General features: G+C 61.0%; 13 protein-coding genes. 2 read left to right on the top strand and 11 right to left on the bottom strand.

The genetic code is table 11. The features are described from left to right. Positions 1–73 precede the first annotated feature (73 nt). Positions 74–2,929 (bottom strand): aminomethyl-transferring glycine dehydrogenase, encoded by a 2,856-nt coding sequence (gene gcvP / locus PFU01S_RS10145; protein WP_027913766.1) that lies wholly within the window; start codon positions 2,927–2,929, stop codon positions 74–76. Between the two features lie 11 nt (positions 2,930–2,940). Further along, positions 2,941–3,324, bottom strand: coding sequence for a glycine cleavage system protein GcvH (gene gcvH, locus PFU01S_RS10140; RefSeq protein WP_027913767.1), 384 nt, complete (start codon positions 3,322–3,324; stop codon positions 2,941–2,943). A gap of 779 nt (positions 3,325–4,103) precedes the next feature. Here gcvH and PFU01S_RS21760 point away from each other — a divergent pair. After that, the gene (locus PFU01S_RS21760) at positions 4,104–4,370 is read left to right on the top strand and encodes a bacteriocin immunity protein (RefSeq protein WP_081783940.1); all 267 of its coding nucleotides are present in this window, start codon (positions 4,104–4,106) and stop codon (positions 4,368–4,370) included. 78 nt (positions 4,371–4,448) lie between these two features. On the opposite strand, the gene gltS is transcribed toward PFU01S_RS21760, so the two are convergent. The 7 genes from gltS to arcD (PFU01S_RS10105) form a co-directional block, all read right to left on the bottom strand. Beyond that, positions 4,449–5,648, bottom strand: coding sequence for a sodium/glutamate symporter (gene gltS, locus PFU01S_RS10135; protein WP_028687063.1), 1,200 nt, complete (start codon positions 5,646–5,648; stop codon positions 4,449–4,451). Between the two features lie 165 nt (positions 5,649–5,813). After that, positions 5,814–7,322, bottom strand: a complete 1,509-nt coding sequence (gene gcsR, locus PFU01S_RS10130) for a transcriptional regulator GcsR (RefSeq protein WP_028687064.1) — start codon at positions 7,320–7,322, stop codon at positions 5,814–5,816. A gap of 71 nt (positions 7,323–7,393) precedes the next feature. Then, positions 7,394–7,762 (bottom strand): DUF5064 family protein, encoded by a 369-nt coding sequence (locus PFU01S_RS10125; RefSeq protein WP_027913770.1) that lies wholly within the window; start codon positions 7,760–7,762, stop codon positions 7,394–7,396. 47 nt (positions 7,763–7,809) lie between these two features. Next, the gene (arcC, locus tag PFU01S_RS10120) at positions 7,810–8,739 is read right to left on the bottom strand and encodes a carbamate kinase (RefSeq protein ID WP_028687065.1); all 930 of its coding nucleotides are present in this window, start codon (positions 8,737–8,739) and stop codon (positions 7,810–7,812) included. A gap of 88 nt (positions 8,740–8,827) precedes the next feature. Beyond that, positions 8,828–9,838: an ornithine carbamoyltransferase gene (locus PFU01S_RS10115; protein ID WP_027913772.1), complete on the bottom strand. Its 1,011-nt coding sequence runs from the start codon at positions 9,836–9,838 to the stop codon at positions 8,828–8,830. 66 nt (positions 9,839–9,904) lie between these two features. Beyond that, entirely contained in the window at positions 9,905–11,158 is a 1,254-nt protein-coding gene (arcA, locus tag PFU01S_RS10110) for an arginine deiminase (RefSeq protein WP_027913773.1), read from the bottom strand. A 31-nt stretch (positions 11,159–11,189) separates the two neighbouring features. Further along, on the bottom strand, positions 11,190–12,617 hold the full coding sequence (arcD, locus tag PFU01S_RS10105; RefSeq protein ID WP_028687066.1) for an arginine-ornithine antiporter: 1,428 nt from the start codon (positions 12,615–12,617) through the stop codon (positions 11,190–11,192). 423 nt (positions 12,618–13,040) lie between these two features. On the opposite strand from arcD (PFU01S_RS10105), the gene arcD (PFU01S_RS10100) reads away from it, so the two are divergent. Continuing rightward, positions 13,041–14,468 (top strand): arginine-ornithine antiporter, encoded by a 1,428-nt coding sequence (gene arcD / locus PFU01S_RS10100; RefSeq protein ID WP_028687067.1) that lies wholly within the window; start codon positions 13,041–13,043, stop codon positions 14,466–14,468. Here arcD (PFU01S_RS10100) and PFU01S_RS10095 read toward each other — a convergent pair. After that, the gene (locus tag PFU01S_RS10095) at positions 14,448–14,861 is read right to left on the bottom strand and encodes a YbaN family protein (RefSeq protein ID WP_027913776.1); all 414 of its coding nucleotides are present in this window, start codon (positions 14,859–14,861) and stop codon (positions 14,448–14,450) included. The genes arcD (PFU01S_RS10100) and PFU01S_RS10095 overlap by 21 nt on opposite strands. Before the next feature lie 51 nt (positions 14,862–14,912). Beyond that, positions 14,913–15,506 carry a biliverdin-producing heme oxygenase gene (locus PFU01S_RS10090; protein ID WP_027913777.1) on the bottom strand — a complete coding sequence of 198 codons (594 nt, stop codon included), beginning with the start codon at positions 15,504–15,506 and terminating at the stop codon, positions 14,913–14,915. Between the last annotated feature and the right edge of the window lie 4 nt (positions 15,507–15,510).

Here is a 15,510-nt window from a genome sequence, read left to right as displayed (position 1 = left end):
CTTGCATGGGTTTTCGGTCAATGTCCGGGGACATTGACCGCCAGGCGAATGACACACTCACGATCCGGCGCTGTCAGGCGTCCTGGTAGCTTTCGATCGAGGGGCAGGCACAGACCAGGTTGCGGTCGCCGAAGACGTTGTCGACCCGGCTCACAGGCGGCCAGTACTTGCTTTCCACCAGGCCAGGCAGCGGGTAGACCGCTTGCTCGCGGGAGTAACCATGAGCCCATTCGCCCACCAGTTCCGCTGCGGTGTGCGGCGCGTTCTTGAGCGGGTTGTCATCCTTGTCCAGCGTGCCGTCCTCTACCGCGCGGATTTCCTCGCGGATCTGGATCATGGCCGCGCAGAACCTGTCCAGTTCTTCCCGGGATTCGCTTTCGGTCGGCTCAATCATCAGCGTGCCTGCCACCGGGAACGACATGGTCGGGGCATGGAAGCCGTAGTCGATCAACCGCTTGGCCACGTCGTCGACGCTGATGCCACTGCTGTCCTTGAGCGGGCGCAGGTCCAGGATGCATTCGTGGGCGACCAGGCCATTGCCGCCGGTGTACAGCACCGGGTAGTGCTCCTCCAGGCGGCGGGCGATGTAGTTGGCATTGAGGATGGCCATCTGCGAAGCCCGTTTGAGCCCTGCGCCGCCCATCATGCGAATGTACATCCAGGTGATCGGCAGGATGCTGGCGCTGCCGAAGGGTGCGGCGCATACCACGCCTTCGGCAGTGCCCAGGGCAGCATGGCCCGGGAGGAAGGGCGCCAGGTGCGATTTCACACCGATCGGCCCAACGCCCGGACCACCGCCGCCATGGGGAATGCAGAAGGTCTTGTGCAGGTTCAGGTGCGACACATCGCCCCCGAATTTGCCCGGTGCGCACAGACCGACCATGGCGTTCATGTTGGCACCGTCGATGTAAACCTGGCCGCCGTTGTCGTGGATGATGGCGCAAATCTCGCCGATCGCCTCCTCGAACACCCCGTGGGTGGACGGGTAGGTGATCATCAGCGCTGCCAGGCGTTCACGGTGCTCGATGGCCTTGGCACGCAGGTCGGCAACGTCGACGTTGCCGCGCGCGTCGCAGGCCGTGACCACCACCTGCATGCCGGCCATGTTGGCCGTTGCCGGGTTAGTGCCGTGGGCTGAAGAAGGGATCAGGCAGATGTCGCGATGCCCCTCGTTGCGGCTGCGGTGATAGGCGCGGATCGCCAGCAGGCCCGCGTACTCGCCCTGAGAACCGGCGTTAGGTTGCAGCGATACGGCATCGTAGCCCGTGGCTGCGCAGAGCATGGCCTCCAACTCCGACGTCAATTGCAGGTAGCCCTGGCTCTGCTGCGCCGGGGCGAAGGGGTGCAGGTTGCCGAATTCTGCCCAGGTGACCGGGATCATTTCACTGGCAGCGTTGAGTTTCATGGTGCACGAGCCCAGCGGGATCATGCTGCGGTCCAGGGCCAAGTCCTTGTCGGCCAGCTTGCGCAGGTAACGCATCAACTCCGTTTCGCTGTGATAGCGGTTGAACACGGGGTGTTCCAGGAACGTCGAGCGGCGCAGCAAGGCCTCGGGCAGCAGCGTACCGCTGCTGGCGGCCAGCGCCTGGAAGTCAGGTTGCGTTTGACCATCGCCAAGCAGCTGCCACAGCGCCTGCACATCCGCCGGAGTGGTGGTTTCGTCCAGCGATACGCCCACATGGCCGGCATCGACCTGACGCAGGTTGATGCCTTGTGCACGGGCTTTTTCGTGCAGGCCGAGGGTGGCATCGCCAGTGGCCAGGGTCAGGGTGTCGAATGCCGTGTCGCCCACCACCGTCACAGCCATTGCACGCAAGCCCTGGGCCAGGATGGCGGTCAGGCTATGGGTACGTTGGGCAATGCGCGTGAGACCTTCAGGGCCGTGATAGACGGCGAACATGCTGGCAATGTTGGCAAGCAGCACCTGGGCGGTGCAGATGTTGCTGGTGGCCTTTTCGCGGCGAATGTGCTGCTCACGTGTCTGCATGGCCAAGCGCAGTGCCGTCTTGCCGAAGCGGTCTATCGACACGCCCACCAGGCGCCCTGGCATGTCGCGCTTGAAGGCATCGCGGGTAGCGAAGTAGGCCGCATGAGGCCCGCCGAAGCCCAGGGGCACGCCAAAGCGCTGGGCGCTGCCAATGGCCACATCGGCCTCGAACTCGCCAGGCGGGGTCAACAGGGTCAAGGCCAACAGGTCCGCCGCCACGGCCACCAGCGCATTGGCGTGGTGGAACCGTTGCACCACCTCCCGGTAATCGAAGATACCACCGGTGCTGGCGGGGTATTGCAGCAAGGCGCCGAAGAACGGGCTGGCATCGTCGAGCGTCTGCTCGTCGCCTATCACGACTTCGATGCCCAGAGGTTCAGCGCGGGTACGCAGTACATCGAGGGTCTGGGGGTGGCAATGCATTGAGGCAAAGAAGCGGTTGCTGGCCTTGTTCTTCGACAGGCGCTTGCAGAACGTCATGGCCTCGGCAGCGGCCGTTGCCTCATCGAGCAGCGACGCATTGGCGATCGGTAACCCTGTGAGGTCGCTGATTAGGGTCTGGAAATTGAGCAGAGCTTCCAGCCGGCCCTGGGAAATTTCTGGCTGGTAGGGCGTGTACGCGGTGTACCACGCCGGGTTCTCCAGCAGATTGCGCAGGATGGGCGCGGGCGTGTGGGTGTTGTAGTAACCCTGGCCTATGTAACTTTTGAACAGTTGGTTCTTGCCGGCGATGGCCTTCAGGGCGGCGAGCGCATCCGCTTCGCTGTGCCCATCGTCCGTGCCCAGCACGCTGGTGCCCTTGATGCTGGCGGGGATGACGGCGTCGGTCATGGCCTCCAGCGAGTCGAAGCCCAGGGTGGCGAGCATGGCCTGCTCGTCTTCGCTGCGTGGCCCGATGTGGCGGGCAATGAACTCATTGGCAGTGCCGAGGTTGATGGTCATGGCGTGATTCCTCAGGCGTCGTCGTTGGCGTTGAGCAGGCGGTCATAGGCCTCCTGGTCGAGCAGGGCGCTCACAGCGCTGGCGTCGGCAGGCTTGATGCGGAAGAACCAGCCTTCGCCCAGCGGGTCCTCGTTGACCAGCTCGGGGCGCTCTTCGAGTTGGGCGTTGACCTCGATCACCTCGCCGGACAGCGGCATGTACACCCCGCTAGCAGCCTTGACCGACTCTACGGTGGACGCTTCGCTGCCTTTGTCATAGTGCTGCAGCTCCGGCAGCTGCACGAACACCACATCCCCCAGTGCATGCTGGGCGTAGGCAGTGATACCTACGGTGACGCTGCCATCAGCTTCTACACGCAGCCATTCGTGGTCGTCGGTGAAACGCAACTCGCTCATGAAAAATCCTCGTGGACCGGGTGGCGCGATTAGGTTCGCGCTCTGGTGGGTTTTCAGTAAGCAATAACGTGGCCAACTAGCTCTGGGCCCTGTGGATGCAGGGAGGGAGTGCCAGCTCGCTGAAGATCGAGTAAGGCGGCGTAACGAAATCGATACGATAAAACGTTGGTTTTGCTACACGACGCCGTTAATCTCTCGGCCCACCTTGGAGTTGGAGGTGTAGCGATTCAGATACGGTGTATTGAATTCGATACGGCTACATGTGTTCCACTGTTTTGAATAAGCCACCCTGCATTGGGGGAATCAAACAAGGGATGGGAAATACATCATAAAGCCAGTGTTTCTAAAGCAAAGATATTAATAATCTACTGCTGAAGTTTATTGAAATATGAATTTTATTTATCAGGGGCAGTAGGTCATGCGAAATAAACTATCTGGCCTGACAAAAAATCTAGAATTTGTCTGCGGTTTCTATCATGCAGATCCGGTCCTTTATTCTTGGGGTCCTTCGCACCCACAGGGGGCATGAAGTTTGAGGTAATTTGAGAACATTCACAAGGATCTAATTTAATAGTTCACTCAAGTGCAGTAAGGATAAACGATTGAACACAATCCGTAGTCGATGCTGTGAAAAAGGTGGCGCAAAGGGTTTCAAAGATGTCTGATTAACCGTGGCTTTAAAGGCGGTATGATATCCACAGGCCCTCAGAGCATGCCTGGAATGAAAGGCAAGCTACAGCGGGTCACAGGCAAGTCTTGCTCAAACGGAAAATAGACACATGCCTAAAGAAATAACTGATTACACTGAACAAGAGTTTTTTCAATTAGTGTATGCCCTGTATCATGGCGACCCGCAGTACTTTCCTAATGACAAAGAGCACACGCGCGGCGTTCTTGAGTTTGATCGCTTGGCACAGCATCCGGCAAAGTGGAACTTAATTTATCGCCCCCACAGGGTCGGGATTCAATTTTCCCCTCAAGCGGTGGTTGATGAAGTGAAACGGTGGCGGGCTGAGCACGGACTTCCAGGGTTCAAGCCATCTTGAATCCAGAACAGACGACTCCCGCAGCTCATCATGCGGGAGTCTTAACCTTAGCGGTTCAGCAACGCCATCATGGCCTGCTTACTGAAAAAACGGCAATGCCAAATACACCTTGATCACCACCACATTGATCAAGTCAATGAAGAACGCCCCCACCATCGGCACCACCAGAAATGCCACGTGCGAAGGCCCGAACCGCTGGGTTACCGCTTGCATGTTGGCGATTGCCGTCGGCGTTGCCCCCAACCCGAAGCCGCAATGGCCGGCGGACAGGACAGCCGCGTCGTAGGTGCGGCCCATCACTCGGAAGGTGATGAAGATGGCGAACAGTGCCATCAGCAGCGTCTGCGCCGCCAGCAGCACGAAGAACGGCAGTGCCAGTGCAGCCAGGTCCCACAGTTTCAACGACATCAACGCAATGGCCAAAAACAACGACAGGCTCACATTGCCCAGTACCGACACTTCCCGCTCGAACACCTGGTAAAAGCCGAAGGCTGACAGGCCATTGCGCAGCAGCACGCCCACGAACAATACGCAGACGAAGTTTGGCAGTTCGAAGGCAGTACCCTTGAGCAGCTCATTCAAAACGGTGCCGGTCAACAGGCTCACTGCAATCAGGGCAAGCGTCTCGATCACGGAAATCGAGGTGATCAGGCGTTCTTTCTCCGGCTGCTCGAAGCCTGAAGGTAACTGAGGCGTGCTGTCGGCGCGACCAGGGCTAGCGACCCGCTTGATCAGCAAGCGGGCCACGGGGCCACCAATCAACCCCCCCAGTACCAATCCAAATGTGGCGGAGGCCAGTGCCAGTTCCGAGGCCGAGACCAGGCCGAATTTTTCGGTGAAGGTGGCGCCCCACGCAGCACCGGTGCCATGGCCTCCTGACAGGGTGATCGAACCGGCCAGCAGGCCCATCAGCGGGTCCAACCCCAGCGCCGTGGCCAGACCGATGCCCAGGGCGTTCTGTACCACCAGCAGGCTGGTCACCACCGCCAGGAACAGCACCACCGCGCGCCCACCTTTTTTCAGGCTGGCGAAATCGGCGTTCAGGCCGATGGTAGCGAAGAACGCCAGCATCAAAGGTGTTTGCAGGGAGGTGTCGAAGTGAACTTGCACATCGAAGGTGCGCAGCACCAACAGGGCAATCGCGACCACCAAGCCGCCGGCGACCGGTTCAGGAATGTTGTAGGCACGCAGAAAACCTATGCGTGCGACCAGGCCGCGACCTAGCAGCAGCACCAGGGAAGCGGCCACCAGCGTGCCGTAAAAATCGAGTTCGAACATCAGGTACTCTCGTTGAATCCATAACGGACCGCTGACCACTCTGGGGTGGTCTTGCGGGGTGACAGGCAGGGATTGCACTGGCGCCATTCTACGAGGCGTGAGGAAGGACGTATCCGGGGAACGCCTAGGAAAAGTCTACTAAAACAGCAGCATTTGCCGACAACTTCAGGTTTTCCCCGGAATGCCGTATTTGCGCAGGCGTTGGGCAATGGCGGTATGTGAGGTGTGCAGCCGGGCCGCCAGCAATCGGGTCGAGGGGTAACTGGTGTACAGCCGTTGCAACAGTTCACGCTCGAAATCACCCACAGCCTGCTCCAGGCTGGCCACATCACCTTCATGGGTGCGACTGACAGACGTGCCGGCGATGTCCAGGTCGCCGATGTCCACCAGGTTGCTTTCGCAAATGGCGGCGGCGCGAAAGATCACGTTCTGCAATTGCCGTACATTGCCCGGCCAAGGGTTAGCCAGCATGGCGCTGTGAGTGGCGGGGGTGAGCCTGCAGGCAGGCCGCTGGATCTGTGTGCAGGCCTGCTGCATGAAGAAGTGCGCAAGCATCAGGATGTCCTGGCCGCGGTCACGCAGGGGTGGGACCTGCAGGTTCAACACGTTGAGGCGGTAGAACAGGTCTTCGCGGAACGTGCCCTCGGCCACCATCTGCTCCAGGTTACGGTGGGTCGCGCTGATGATACGCACGTTGACCTTCACTTCCCGGTCGCCTCCCACCCGGCGGAAGCTGCCGTCGCTTAGAAAACGCAGCAGCTTGGCCTGCAGGTAGGGGGACATCTCGCCGATCTCGTCGAGAAACACCGTGCCCTGGTTGGCCAGCTCCATCAGCCCTGGCTTGCCGCCGCGCTGGGCGCCGGTGAAGGCGCCTGGTGCATAACCGAACAGTTCGCTCTCGGCGAGGCTCTCAGGCAATGCGGCGCAGTTCAGAGCCAGAAAGGGGGCCGCATGACGGCTGCTGATCGCGTGGCATGCGCGGGCCACCAGTTCCTTGCCGGTGCCGGTTTCGCCATGCACCAGCAGCGGTGCATCCAGGGTGGCCACGCGCAGGGCTCGAGCCTTCAGGGTGCGGATGGTAGGTGATTCGCCCAGCAGAGCGTCGAAGCCCTCGGCATGGTCATGGCGCAGGGCCGATAGCCGTTCGCCCAACCGCGTAGGCGGGTAGAGCGTCAGCAAGCCGCCGGTATGGGTGATTGGCATGGCATCGAGCAGCAGGCTCTGGCCATTGAGCTGCATTTCGCGCATGGGCAGGTGAAAGTTGCTGTCGAGCAATACTTGCAGCAGGCCCGGGTCGCCAAACAACTCGCCTACGCAGCGCCCGGCCGACTCCCGACCACACAACGCCACCAGCGCTGGGTTCGCCAGCAGCACCTTGCCGGCCCTGTCAACCGCCAGTACGGGGTCGCTCATGGCGGCCAGCAGCGCATCGAGCTGCAGGTGACGGCGTTGCCCCGGCAGGATATCGACCACCTCCACCGCCTCCACGCCCTGCACCTCGAACAAGGCGTCATGCAGCTCTTCCAGTACGGCGGGGCTGAGGGTAGGCGCGTCGATGTAGACGTTCGGCGGCACCATTTCCACGGCATCGAGGTTGAGGTTGCGCGCACCGAGCAGCGCCAGGACTTCCTGAGTGATGCCGACGCGGTCGATGAAGCTGACGTGGATACGCATGGGGCAATACGAAATGGCCGGGTAGGGCGCTAGTATGCCTCAAGCTGACCCTGCTCGTGACGGGTAGCGCCCTACTCCAGATGCTCAGGCTTGATGGGGTCACCGGACTTCACGTCCAGCTTGGCGCGAATGTCTTCGAACATCCAGTCGTAGATCCTGTGAGGTGAAGCCAGGCTCTCGAACTTCTTCGGTGGGGCCAGGTAGGCCTGGGCGCGGCGACTCAGTTGCATCAGAAAGCTAGGCAGCACCTGGTCCTTGGGCAGAAAGAAAACCTCGTCGACCGGCTTGCCCTCGATGCTGCCCTGCATGCGGAACTGAATGCCCCTGCCTTCACGGGGGTCGGTGAAGGCCTCGTAGTCCACCTTGAGGTCATAGCTGTGGTCACTGCTGTTGAGCGCAGTGCGCTCGATGTGGACGTGACCGGGTTCATATTTGGCCATGGGCTCTCCTGTACGAGGTTGGGCGGGCACATGGCCCGCCGACTGTGTCAACGGTAGCTGATCCCGGGGGCAGCGGTCGAAACCCGCGTGCCGGCGGTACCGCTCACGATGCGCTCGATGTTGGCCAGCGAGCTGATCACCGCCACCTTGCCCGTGTGCCGGGCGAAGTCGCAGGCCGCCTGCACCTTGGGCCCCATCGAACCTGCCGCGAAACCCAGCCTGTCCAGCTCGTCAGGGTGGGCCTGGGCGATGGCGCGTTGGGTTGGCTTGCCAAAGTCGATGTACGCCGCCTCCACGTCGGTGGCAATGACCAGCAGATCGGCCTCGAGCTGTTCGGCCAGCAGTGCAGAGCACAGGTCCTTGTCGATCACCGCCTCGATCCCTTTGAGGTTACGGTGTTCATCATAGAGAGTCGGGATGCCGCCGCCGCCGGCGCAGATCACGATGCTGCCCTTTTCGAGCAGCCACTTGATGGGGCGGATTTCGAAGATGCGCTTGGGTCTGGGGCTTGCCACCACGCGGCGGTACTTGTCGCCGTCAGGCTTGACCACCCAGCCCTTTTCAGCGGCCAGGCGCTGGGCTTCATCCTTGCTGTAGACCGGGCCGATGAACTTGCTCGGGTCCTTGAACGCAGGGTCCTGGGCGTCCACTTCGACCTGGGTCAGCAGGGTGGCGAACGGCACGTCGAAGTCCAGCAGGTTGCCCAGTTCCTGCTCGATCATGTAGCCGATCATGCCCTCGGTTTCGGCGCCCAGCACGTCCAATGGGTAGGCCTCGTCCGGCTTGTACGACAGCCCCTGCAATGCCAGCAGGCCCACTTGCGGGCCGTTGCCATGAGCGATCACCAACTCGTTGCCTGGGTGGATCTTGGCAATCTGCTCGGCGGCGGTACGGATGTTGGCGCGCTGGTTTTCCGCGGTCATGGGCTCGCCACGGCGCAGCAGGGCATTGCCGCCTAGTGCAACAACGATACGCATGAAGAATGTCCTTTATCGAAAGTCTTGAGCCGCTGCCCGACGGCTATTGCGGCAGGCTAACAGCCGCAACGCCTGGGCAGGTGGCGATCTACAGGTCGGCCAGTGTCGACACCAGGATCGCCTTGATCGTGTGCATGCGGTTCTCCGCTTGCTCGAACGCAATGCAGGCCGGGGACTCGAACACGTCGTCGGTCACTTCGATGCCGTTGGTGAGGTCCGGGTACTGCTCGGCGATCTGCTTGCCGACCTTGGTCTCACAGTTGTGAAACGCCGGCAGGCAGTGCATGAACTTGGTCCTGGGGTTGCCGCTGGCCTTCATCAGCTCGGCGTTGACCTGGTAGGGCTTGAGCAGCTTGATACGTTCGCCCCAGGCTTCGATGGGTTCACCCATCGATACCCACACGTCGGTATGAATGAAGTCCACGCCCTTGACTGCCGCCTTGGCATCTTCGGTGAGGGTGATGCGGGCACCACTTTCCTCGGCGTACTGCTTGCAACGTTGCACCAGGTCATCGTGGGGCCACAGGTCCTTGGGCGCGGCGATGCGCACGTCCATGCCCAGCTTGGCGCCGATCAACAGCAGCGAGTTGCCCATGTTGTTGCGCGCATCGCCCAAGTAGGCGTAGCTGATGTCATGCAGCGGCTTGTCGCTGTGTTCGCGCATGGTCAACACGTCGGCAATCATCTGGGTCGGGTGGTATTCATCGGTCAGGCCATTGAATACGGGCACGCCGGCATACTTGGCCAACTCTTCGACGATTTCCTGCTTGAAACCGCGGTACTCGATGGCGTCGTACATGCGCCCGAGTACTCGTGCGGTGTCCTTCATGCTTTCCTTGTGGCCGATTTGCGAAGAATTCGGGTCGATGTAGGTGACGTTGGCGCCTTGATCGTAAGCGGCCACTTCGAACGCACAACGGGTACGCGTGGAGGTTTTTTCAAAGATCAGCGCAATGTTGTTGCCCTTGAGGTGCTGCTGCTCGGTGCCGGTGTACTTGGCCCGCTTGAGGTCGCGGGACAGGTCCAGCAGGTAACGCAGCTCACGGGTGCTGTGGTGTTCCAGGCTGAGCAGGTTGCGGTTGTGGATGTTGAACGCCATGACTTTTCTCCTGGGTGTGGTGAACGCCGGGCCGCCGCCGGGTAGGGACGGCCTGGGTGATGGACGTCAGTAATCGATGGGGTCGCGAACGATAGGGCAGGTCATGCAGTGGCCACCGCCGCGACCACGGCCCAGTTCGCCAGCACTGATGGTGATCACTTCGACCCCGGCCTTGCGCAGCAAAGTGTTGGTGTAGGTGTTGCGGTCGTAGCCGATGACCACGCCTGGCTCCAGCGCCACGACGTTGTTGCCGTCGTCCCATTGCTCGCGTTCGGCGGCGAAGCTGTTGCCGCCGGTTTCGACCACCCGCAGGCGCACGCCCAATTGTTCGCCCACCACCTCGATGAACGACTTGTGCTCGCGGCGGACGTCCATGCCATAGGGCCGGCTTTCGTCGGGCTGGATGATGAACGGCACGATCTCGTTGACGACTTCGGGGAAGACCGTAACCAGGTCGCGGTCGCAGAAGCTGAACACGGTATCCAGGTGCATGGCGGCGCGGGACTTGGGCAAGCCGGCGACGATGACTTTATGCACGGCGCCCTTGGCGAACAGGCTCTGCGCCAACTGGCCGATGGCCTGGCGGGAGGTCCGCTCGCCCATGCCGATCAGCACGATGCCGTTGCCGATGGGCATGACATCACCGCCTTCGAGGGTGGACTGGCCATGGTCCTTGTCCGGGTCTCCGTACCAGACCTGGAAGTCGGCGCCTGTGAACTGCGGGTGGAACGTGTAGATGGCGGTGGTGAGCAGTGTTTCCTGGCGCCGCGCCGGCCAATACATGGGGTTGAGCGTGACGCCGCCGTAGATCCAGCAGGTGGTGTCGCGGGTGAATTGGGTGTTGGGCAACGGCGGTAGGATGAAGCTGGAATGGCCCAGGTAGTCGTTGTACATCCTGACCACTTCGGCACCTTCACTTTGCGGCAGATCCTGGCCGGCCACACCGCCGATCAAAAATTCGGCCAGATGGCGCGGCTCCATGCCTTCGAGCCAACTGCGCACTTCATTGGTCAGGCCCACCCCAACGGTGTCGGGCGTAATCTTGCGGTCCAGTATCCACTTGAGTGCTTCGGGTTGCTGCACGATATCGGTCAGCAGGTTGTGCATCTCCAGCACGTCGACACCGCGCTCGCGCATCTTGGTGACGAAATCGAAGTGGTCACGCTTGGCCTGGTCCACCCAGATCACATCGTCGAACAACAGCTCGTCGCAGTTGCTCGGGGTCAGGCGCTTGTGCGCAAGGCCCGGCGAGCACACCATGACCTTGCGCAGCTTGCCGGCTTCTGAATGCACACCGTATTTCTGTTTTTCAGCGGACATGGTTTCAATCCTCCATTGAGTCGAAGAGGGGTCACAGCGTCAGGAAGCCGTCGTACAGGCCGAAGGCTGCCACCAGGGCACCGACGACCACGGCTGCGAAAATCAGTTTTTCCACGGGGGTGAAGACAGGTTGGCCCACCTCACGCTTGGCCTTGGCAAACAGGATGGCGCCAGGGGCGTACAGCAACGCCGAGAGCAGCAGGTACTTCACCCCGCCGGCATACAGCAGCCAGATGGCATAGAGCAGGGCGATGCTGCCGATGAACAGGTCCTTGCGGCGTTCGGCCAGCGCCTGTTGATAGGTATCACTGCGCACCGCCAGCAACACGGCGTAGGCCGCCGACCACAGGTAGGGCACCAGGATCATCGAGGTAGCCAGGTAGATCAGCGACAGGTAGGTACTGTTGGAGAACAGCGTGATCACCAGGAAGATCTGCACCATGGCGTTGGTCAGCCACAAGGCGTTGGCAGGCACCTGGTTGGCGTTCTCGCGGCGCAGGAACGCGGGCATGGTATGGTCCTTGGCTGCGGCGAACATGATCTCGGCGCACAACAGCACCCATGACAGCAGCGCACCGAGCAGCGAAATGATCAGCCCGACACTGATCAGCACGGCGCCCCAGTGGCCGACCACATGCTCAAGCACGGCCGCCATCGAGGGGTTCTGCAGCCCTGCCAGTTCAGGCTGGGTCATGATGCCCAGCGACAGCACATTGACCAGCACCAGGAACAACAGCACCGTGATGAAGCCAATGACGGTGGCCTTGCCCACGTCGGAGCGTTTTTCCGCACGTGACGAGAAGATGCTCGCGCCTTCAATGCCGATGAAGACCCACACCGTCACCAGCATCATGTTGCGCACCTGATTCATCACACCGCCTAGCTCAGGGGTCCTGGTGCCCCATATATCGGCGGTGAAGATGTCCAGCCGGAAGGCGAACAGGCAAATCAGCGCAAAGAGCACCAGCGGCACCACCTTGGCCACCGTGGTGACCAGGTTGATGAACGCCGCTTCACGGATGCCACGCAGCACCAGAAAATGCACGGCCCACAGCAGGATCGAGGCGCCGATGATCGCGGCCGGCGTGTTGCCCTCGCCAAACACCGGGAAGAAATAGCCCAGGGTGCTGAACAACAGCACGAAATAGCCGACGTTCCCCAGCCAGGCACTGATCCAGTAGCCCCAGGCCGAAGAAAAGCCCATGTAATCGCCGAAACCGGCCTTGGCATACGCATAGACCCCACCGTCCAGGTCAGGCTTGCGGTTAGCCAGGGTCTGGAATACGAAAGCCAGGGTCAGCATGCCCACGGCGGTGATCGCCCAGCCAATCAGTACCGCGCCCACGCCGGCGCTGGCGGCCATGTTCTGCGGCAGGGAAAATATACCGCCACCGATCATCGAGCCGACGACCAACGCAACTAATGCGCCGAGTTTTAGTTTTGCGGGAGAATCAGACATTTAACAACTCCTGCCAGGAGAAAGTTGGCCTCAGATTAAATCTGACGCCGTGGCCACACGCTGATATGGATCAGTGCATTGCAAGGTAAGGCCGTTGAATCACCTCACCGAACTCCTGGAGACTGCCGACTGCCATGGCTGCAGGCCTTGTACGCTGGCACCTCCATGTATTGCTCATCTTCATCCCTCTTTGCCTGCGAAGGTTGAAACTAGTCGCTTCTGGGCAGAGCGCAAATTTTTTACGGGTATTTATGCTTTTATCGGAATAGTGTGAACCGGTTGGCAACTGCGGGGTTCTTAACCACCGCACGCTTAGACGTTAATGGCTTAGTGGCTAAATGGAAGTACGGCTGTAATGAAACCAGCCTTTATAAACAGTGTGTTGTTACAACTGCATGACTGTCAGGAAATATTTGGAGACCTATGGGCGAACAAGGACAGAAACTCCGGCTGGGGGCATTGGTGGCGCTCGTCGTGGGCTCAATGATCGGTGGCGGCATCTTTTCCTTGCCCCAGAACATGGCGGCCCGTGCCCAGGCCGGGGCGGTGCTGATTGGCTGGGGGATCACTGCCGTGGGCATGCTGGCCCTGGCGTTCGTTTTCCAGACGCTGGCCAACCGCAAGCCCGAACTGGATTCGGGGGTCTATGCCTATGCCAAGGCTGGGTTCGGCGATTACATGGGCTTTTCTTCGGCCTGGGGCTACTGGATCAGTGCTTGGCTGGGCAACGTTGGCTACTTCGTACTGTTGTTCAGCACCCTGGGGTTCTATTTCCCGGTGTTCGGTGAAGGCAATACCCCAGTGGCCATCGGGTGTGCCTCGATGTTGCTATGGGCCGTGCATTTTCTGGTGTTGCGCGGGATTCGCGAGGCGGCGTTCATCAACCTGGTCACCACGGTGGCCAAGGTGGTGCCCTTGGTACTGTTCGTCGTCATCGCGGCTTGCGCCTTTCGCCTGGATATCTTCACCCAGGACATTTGGGGGCAGGGCACTCCGGCGATCGGCAGTGTGCTCGAGCAAGTGCGCAACATGATGCTGGTGACGGTGTTCGTCTTCATCGGTATCGAAGGCGCCAGCGTGTATTCGGGCAGGGCACGGCGCCGGGCCGACGTGGGCAGGGCGACGGTCATTGGCTTTGTGGGTGTGCTGGCCCTGCTGGTGCTGGTCAACGTCCTCTCCCTTGGGGTCATGACGCAACCGGAGCTGGCTGGCTTGCAGAACCCCTCGCTGGCGGCGGTTCTGTCGCACATCGTTGGCCCCTGGGGCGCGTTACTGATCAGCCTGGGGCTGGCTGTCTCGTTGCTTGGGGCGTTGCTGTCGTGGGCGCTGCTGTGTGCCGAGATCCTCTATGCCACGGCGCGCGACCAGACCATGCCCCGTTTCCTTGCCAGGGAGAACGCCAACCAGGTACCTGCCAATGCACTGTGGCTGACCAACTGCATGATCCAGGGTTTTCTACTGATCACGCTGGTATCTGCCGGTACCTATACCAGCCTGATCTACCTGGCCTCATCCATGATTCTGGCGCCGTACCTGTGGTCTGCCGCCTACGCCATGTCGCTGGCCGTGCGTGGGGAGACTTACGCAGGCCAACCGGCCCGGCGGCGCAAGGACCTGCTGGTGGCCGCGCTCGCGGTGGTGTACGCCGTTTGGCTGCTGTATGCCGGTGGCCTGAAGTACCTGCTGCTCTCTGCGCTCTTGTACGCACCGGGGGTGATCCTGTTTGCGCGGGCCAAGCATGAACAAGGTCTCACGCTTTTCACGCTGATGGAGAAACTGATCTTCGCCGCCGTGCTGTCGGGGGCGGCGCTGGCAGGCTATGCACTCTGGTCAGGGTTGCTGAGCCTGTGAGCCGGCTGTGAACGGCCGTTCCGGGCGGGACCAGATCCACAGGTTGCCCAGGCTCATGCCGGCGATGGCCAGGAACACCGGCCAGTGATGCTCAAGAAACACCAGCATCAAAACCGCGCAGAGCAACATGCTGACCGTCGCACTGACCTTGGCCCGCCGCTGGATCACCTTGCCGTTGCGCCAGTTGTACAGAATAGGACCGAACAACCGGTGATTTTCCAGCCAGGCGGACAGGCGAGGCGAGCTTCGCGTGGCCGCCCATGCCGACAACAGAATGAATTCGGTGGTCGGCAAGCCCGGAATGACAATGGCGACCAGGCCCACCCCCAGGCTTGCGTAAGCCAGGATCGCATACAGCAGTCGGGCAATTTTGGAGCGGGCAGGTTGGGTCATGGGCTCACTGCTAGAACGAACGGCCCCGGTCAGGGGGCCTTTGAAAGTGTTTCAAACCTGCTCGGCATCCACGGCATAGGCCTGTTTGAGCAAGACGGTAAAGCGCTCGAACGCTGCGACGGCGCCGTGTTCTGCAGCCACTTCTTCTCCAGCTGACAGCATCAGGCCATCGAGTGTTCGCGTGAACTGCTTCCAGCCTTCGGCGCGGCCACCGGCGGGCTCGCCCAGGTGGCGGGCGCCGAAGGTCTCCGACAAGCCCAGCGCCGCCGCCCGCTTGATTAGAAACGCGGCGCCCAGTTTGGAGCCTTCGGACACGAAGATCCAGCCTAATGCCTCTGCAATGCTGGGGCGCTGCACGGCCCCCGGCAGCTCGGCAGGCGCCTGCATGTCCAGGTCCGCCAGGTCCTGGCGGGCCTGATGGGCTCGGCAGCGCTCGGCAAGGTCGGGTATGAGGGCGATCAATCGCGGGTCGTTGTAGAGCGGCTGCAGTTCGGCCTGGAACAGGTACTGGGCCACCACGAAGCGGGCAAAACTTTCGCGGCTATCGAATGGCGCATGGGATTTGACCAGGGCGTCGAGTGCGGCATGGGGCGCCTGGGTCACCAGGTTCAGGCGTTGGGTACGCGAAGAAGCGCGGTTGCTCATGATG

The sequence above is a fragment of the Pseudomonas fulva NBRC 16637 = DSM 17717 genome (assembly GCF_000730565.1).
Classification (GTDB): domain Bacteria; phylum Pseudomonadota; class Gammaproteobacteria; order Pseudomonadales; family Pseudomonadaceae; genus Aquipseudomonas; species Aquipseudomonas fulva.
This window is presented reverse-complemented; position numbering and strand designations above follow the sequence as displayed.

What these genes read in the sequence shown, in the direction of transcription:
- gcvP (WP_027913766.1), bottom strand. Translation starts at nt 2,929, where the DNA reads ATGACCATCAACCTCGGCACTGCCAATGAGTTCATTGCCCGCCACATC.
- gcvH (WP_027913767.1), bottom strand. Translation starts at nt 3,324, where the DNA reads ATGAGCGAGTTGCGTTTCACCGACGACCACGAATGGCTGCGTGTAGAA.
- PFU01S_RS21760 (WP_081783940.1), top strand. Translation starts at nt 4,104, where the DNA reads ATGCCTAAAGAAATAACTGATTACACTGAACAAGAGTTTTTTCAATTA.
- gltS (WP_028687063.1), bottom strand. Translation starts at nt 5,648, where the DNA reads ATGTTCGAACTCGATTTTTACGGCACGCTGGTGGCCGCTTCCCTGGTG.
- gcsR (WP_028687064.1), bottom strand. Translation starts at nt 7,322, where the DNA reads ATGCGTATCCACGTCAGCTTCATCGACCGCGTCGGCATCACTCAGGAA.
- PFU01S_RS10125 (WP_027913770.1), bottom strand. Translation starts at nt 7,762, where the DNA reads ATGGCCAAATATGAACCCGGTCACGTCCACATCGAGCGCACTGCGCTC.
- arcC (WP_028687065.1), bottom strand. Translation starts at nt 8,739, where the DNA reads ATGCGTATCGTTGTTGCACTAGGCGGCAATGCCCTGCTGCGCCGTGGC.
- PFU01S_RS10115 (WP_027913772.1), bottom strand. Translation starts at nt 9,838, where the DNA reads ATGGCGTTCAACATCCACAACCGCAACCTGCTCAGCCTGGAACACCAC.
- arcA (WP_027913773.1), bottom strand. Translation starts at nt 11,158, where the DNA reads ATGTCCGCTGAAAAACAGAAATACGGTGTGCATTCAGAAGCCGGCAAG.
- arcD (WP_028687066.1), bottom strand. Translation starts at nt 12,617, where the DNA reads ATGTCTGATTCTCCCGCAAAACTAAAACTCGGCGCATTAGTTGCGTTG.
- arcD (WP_028687067.1), top strand. Translation starts at nt 13,041, where the DNA reads ATGGGCGAACAAGGACAGAAACTCCGGCTGGGGGCATTGGTGGCGCTC.
- PFU01S_RS10095 (WP_027913776.1), bottom strand. Translation starts at nt 14,861, where the DNA reads ATGACCCAACCTGCCCGCTCCAAAATTGCCCGACTGCTGTATGCGATC.
- PFU01S_RS10090 (WP_027913777.1), bottom strand. Translation starts at nt 15,506, where the DNA reads ATGAGCAACCGCGCTTCTTCGCGTACCCAACGCCTGAACCTGGTGACC.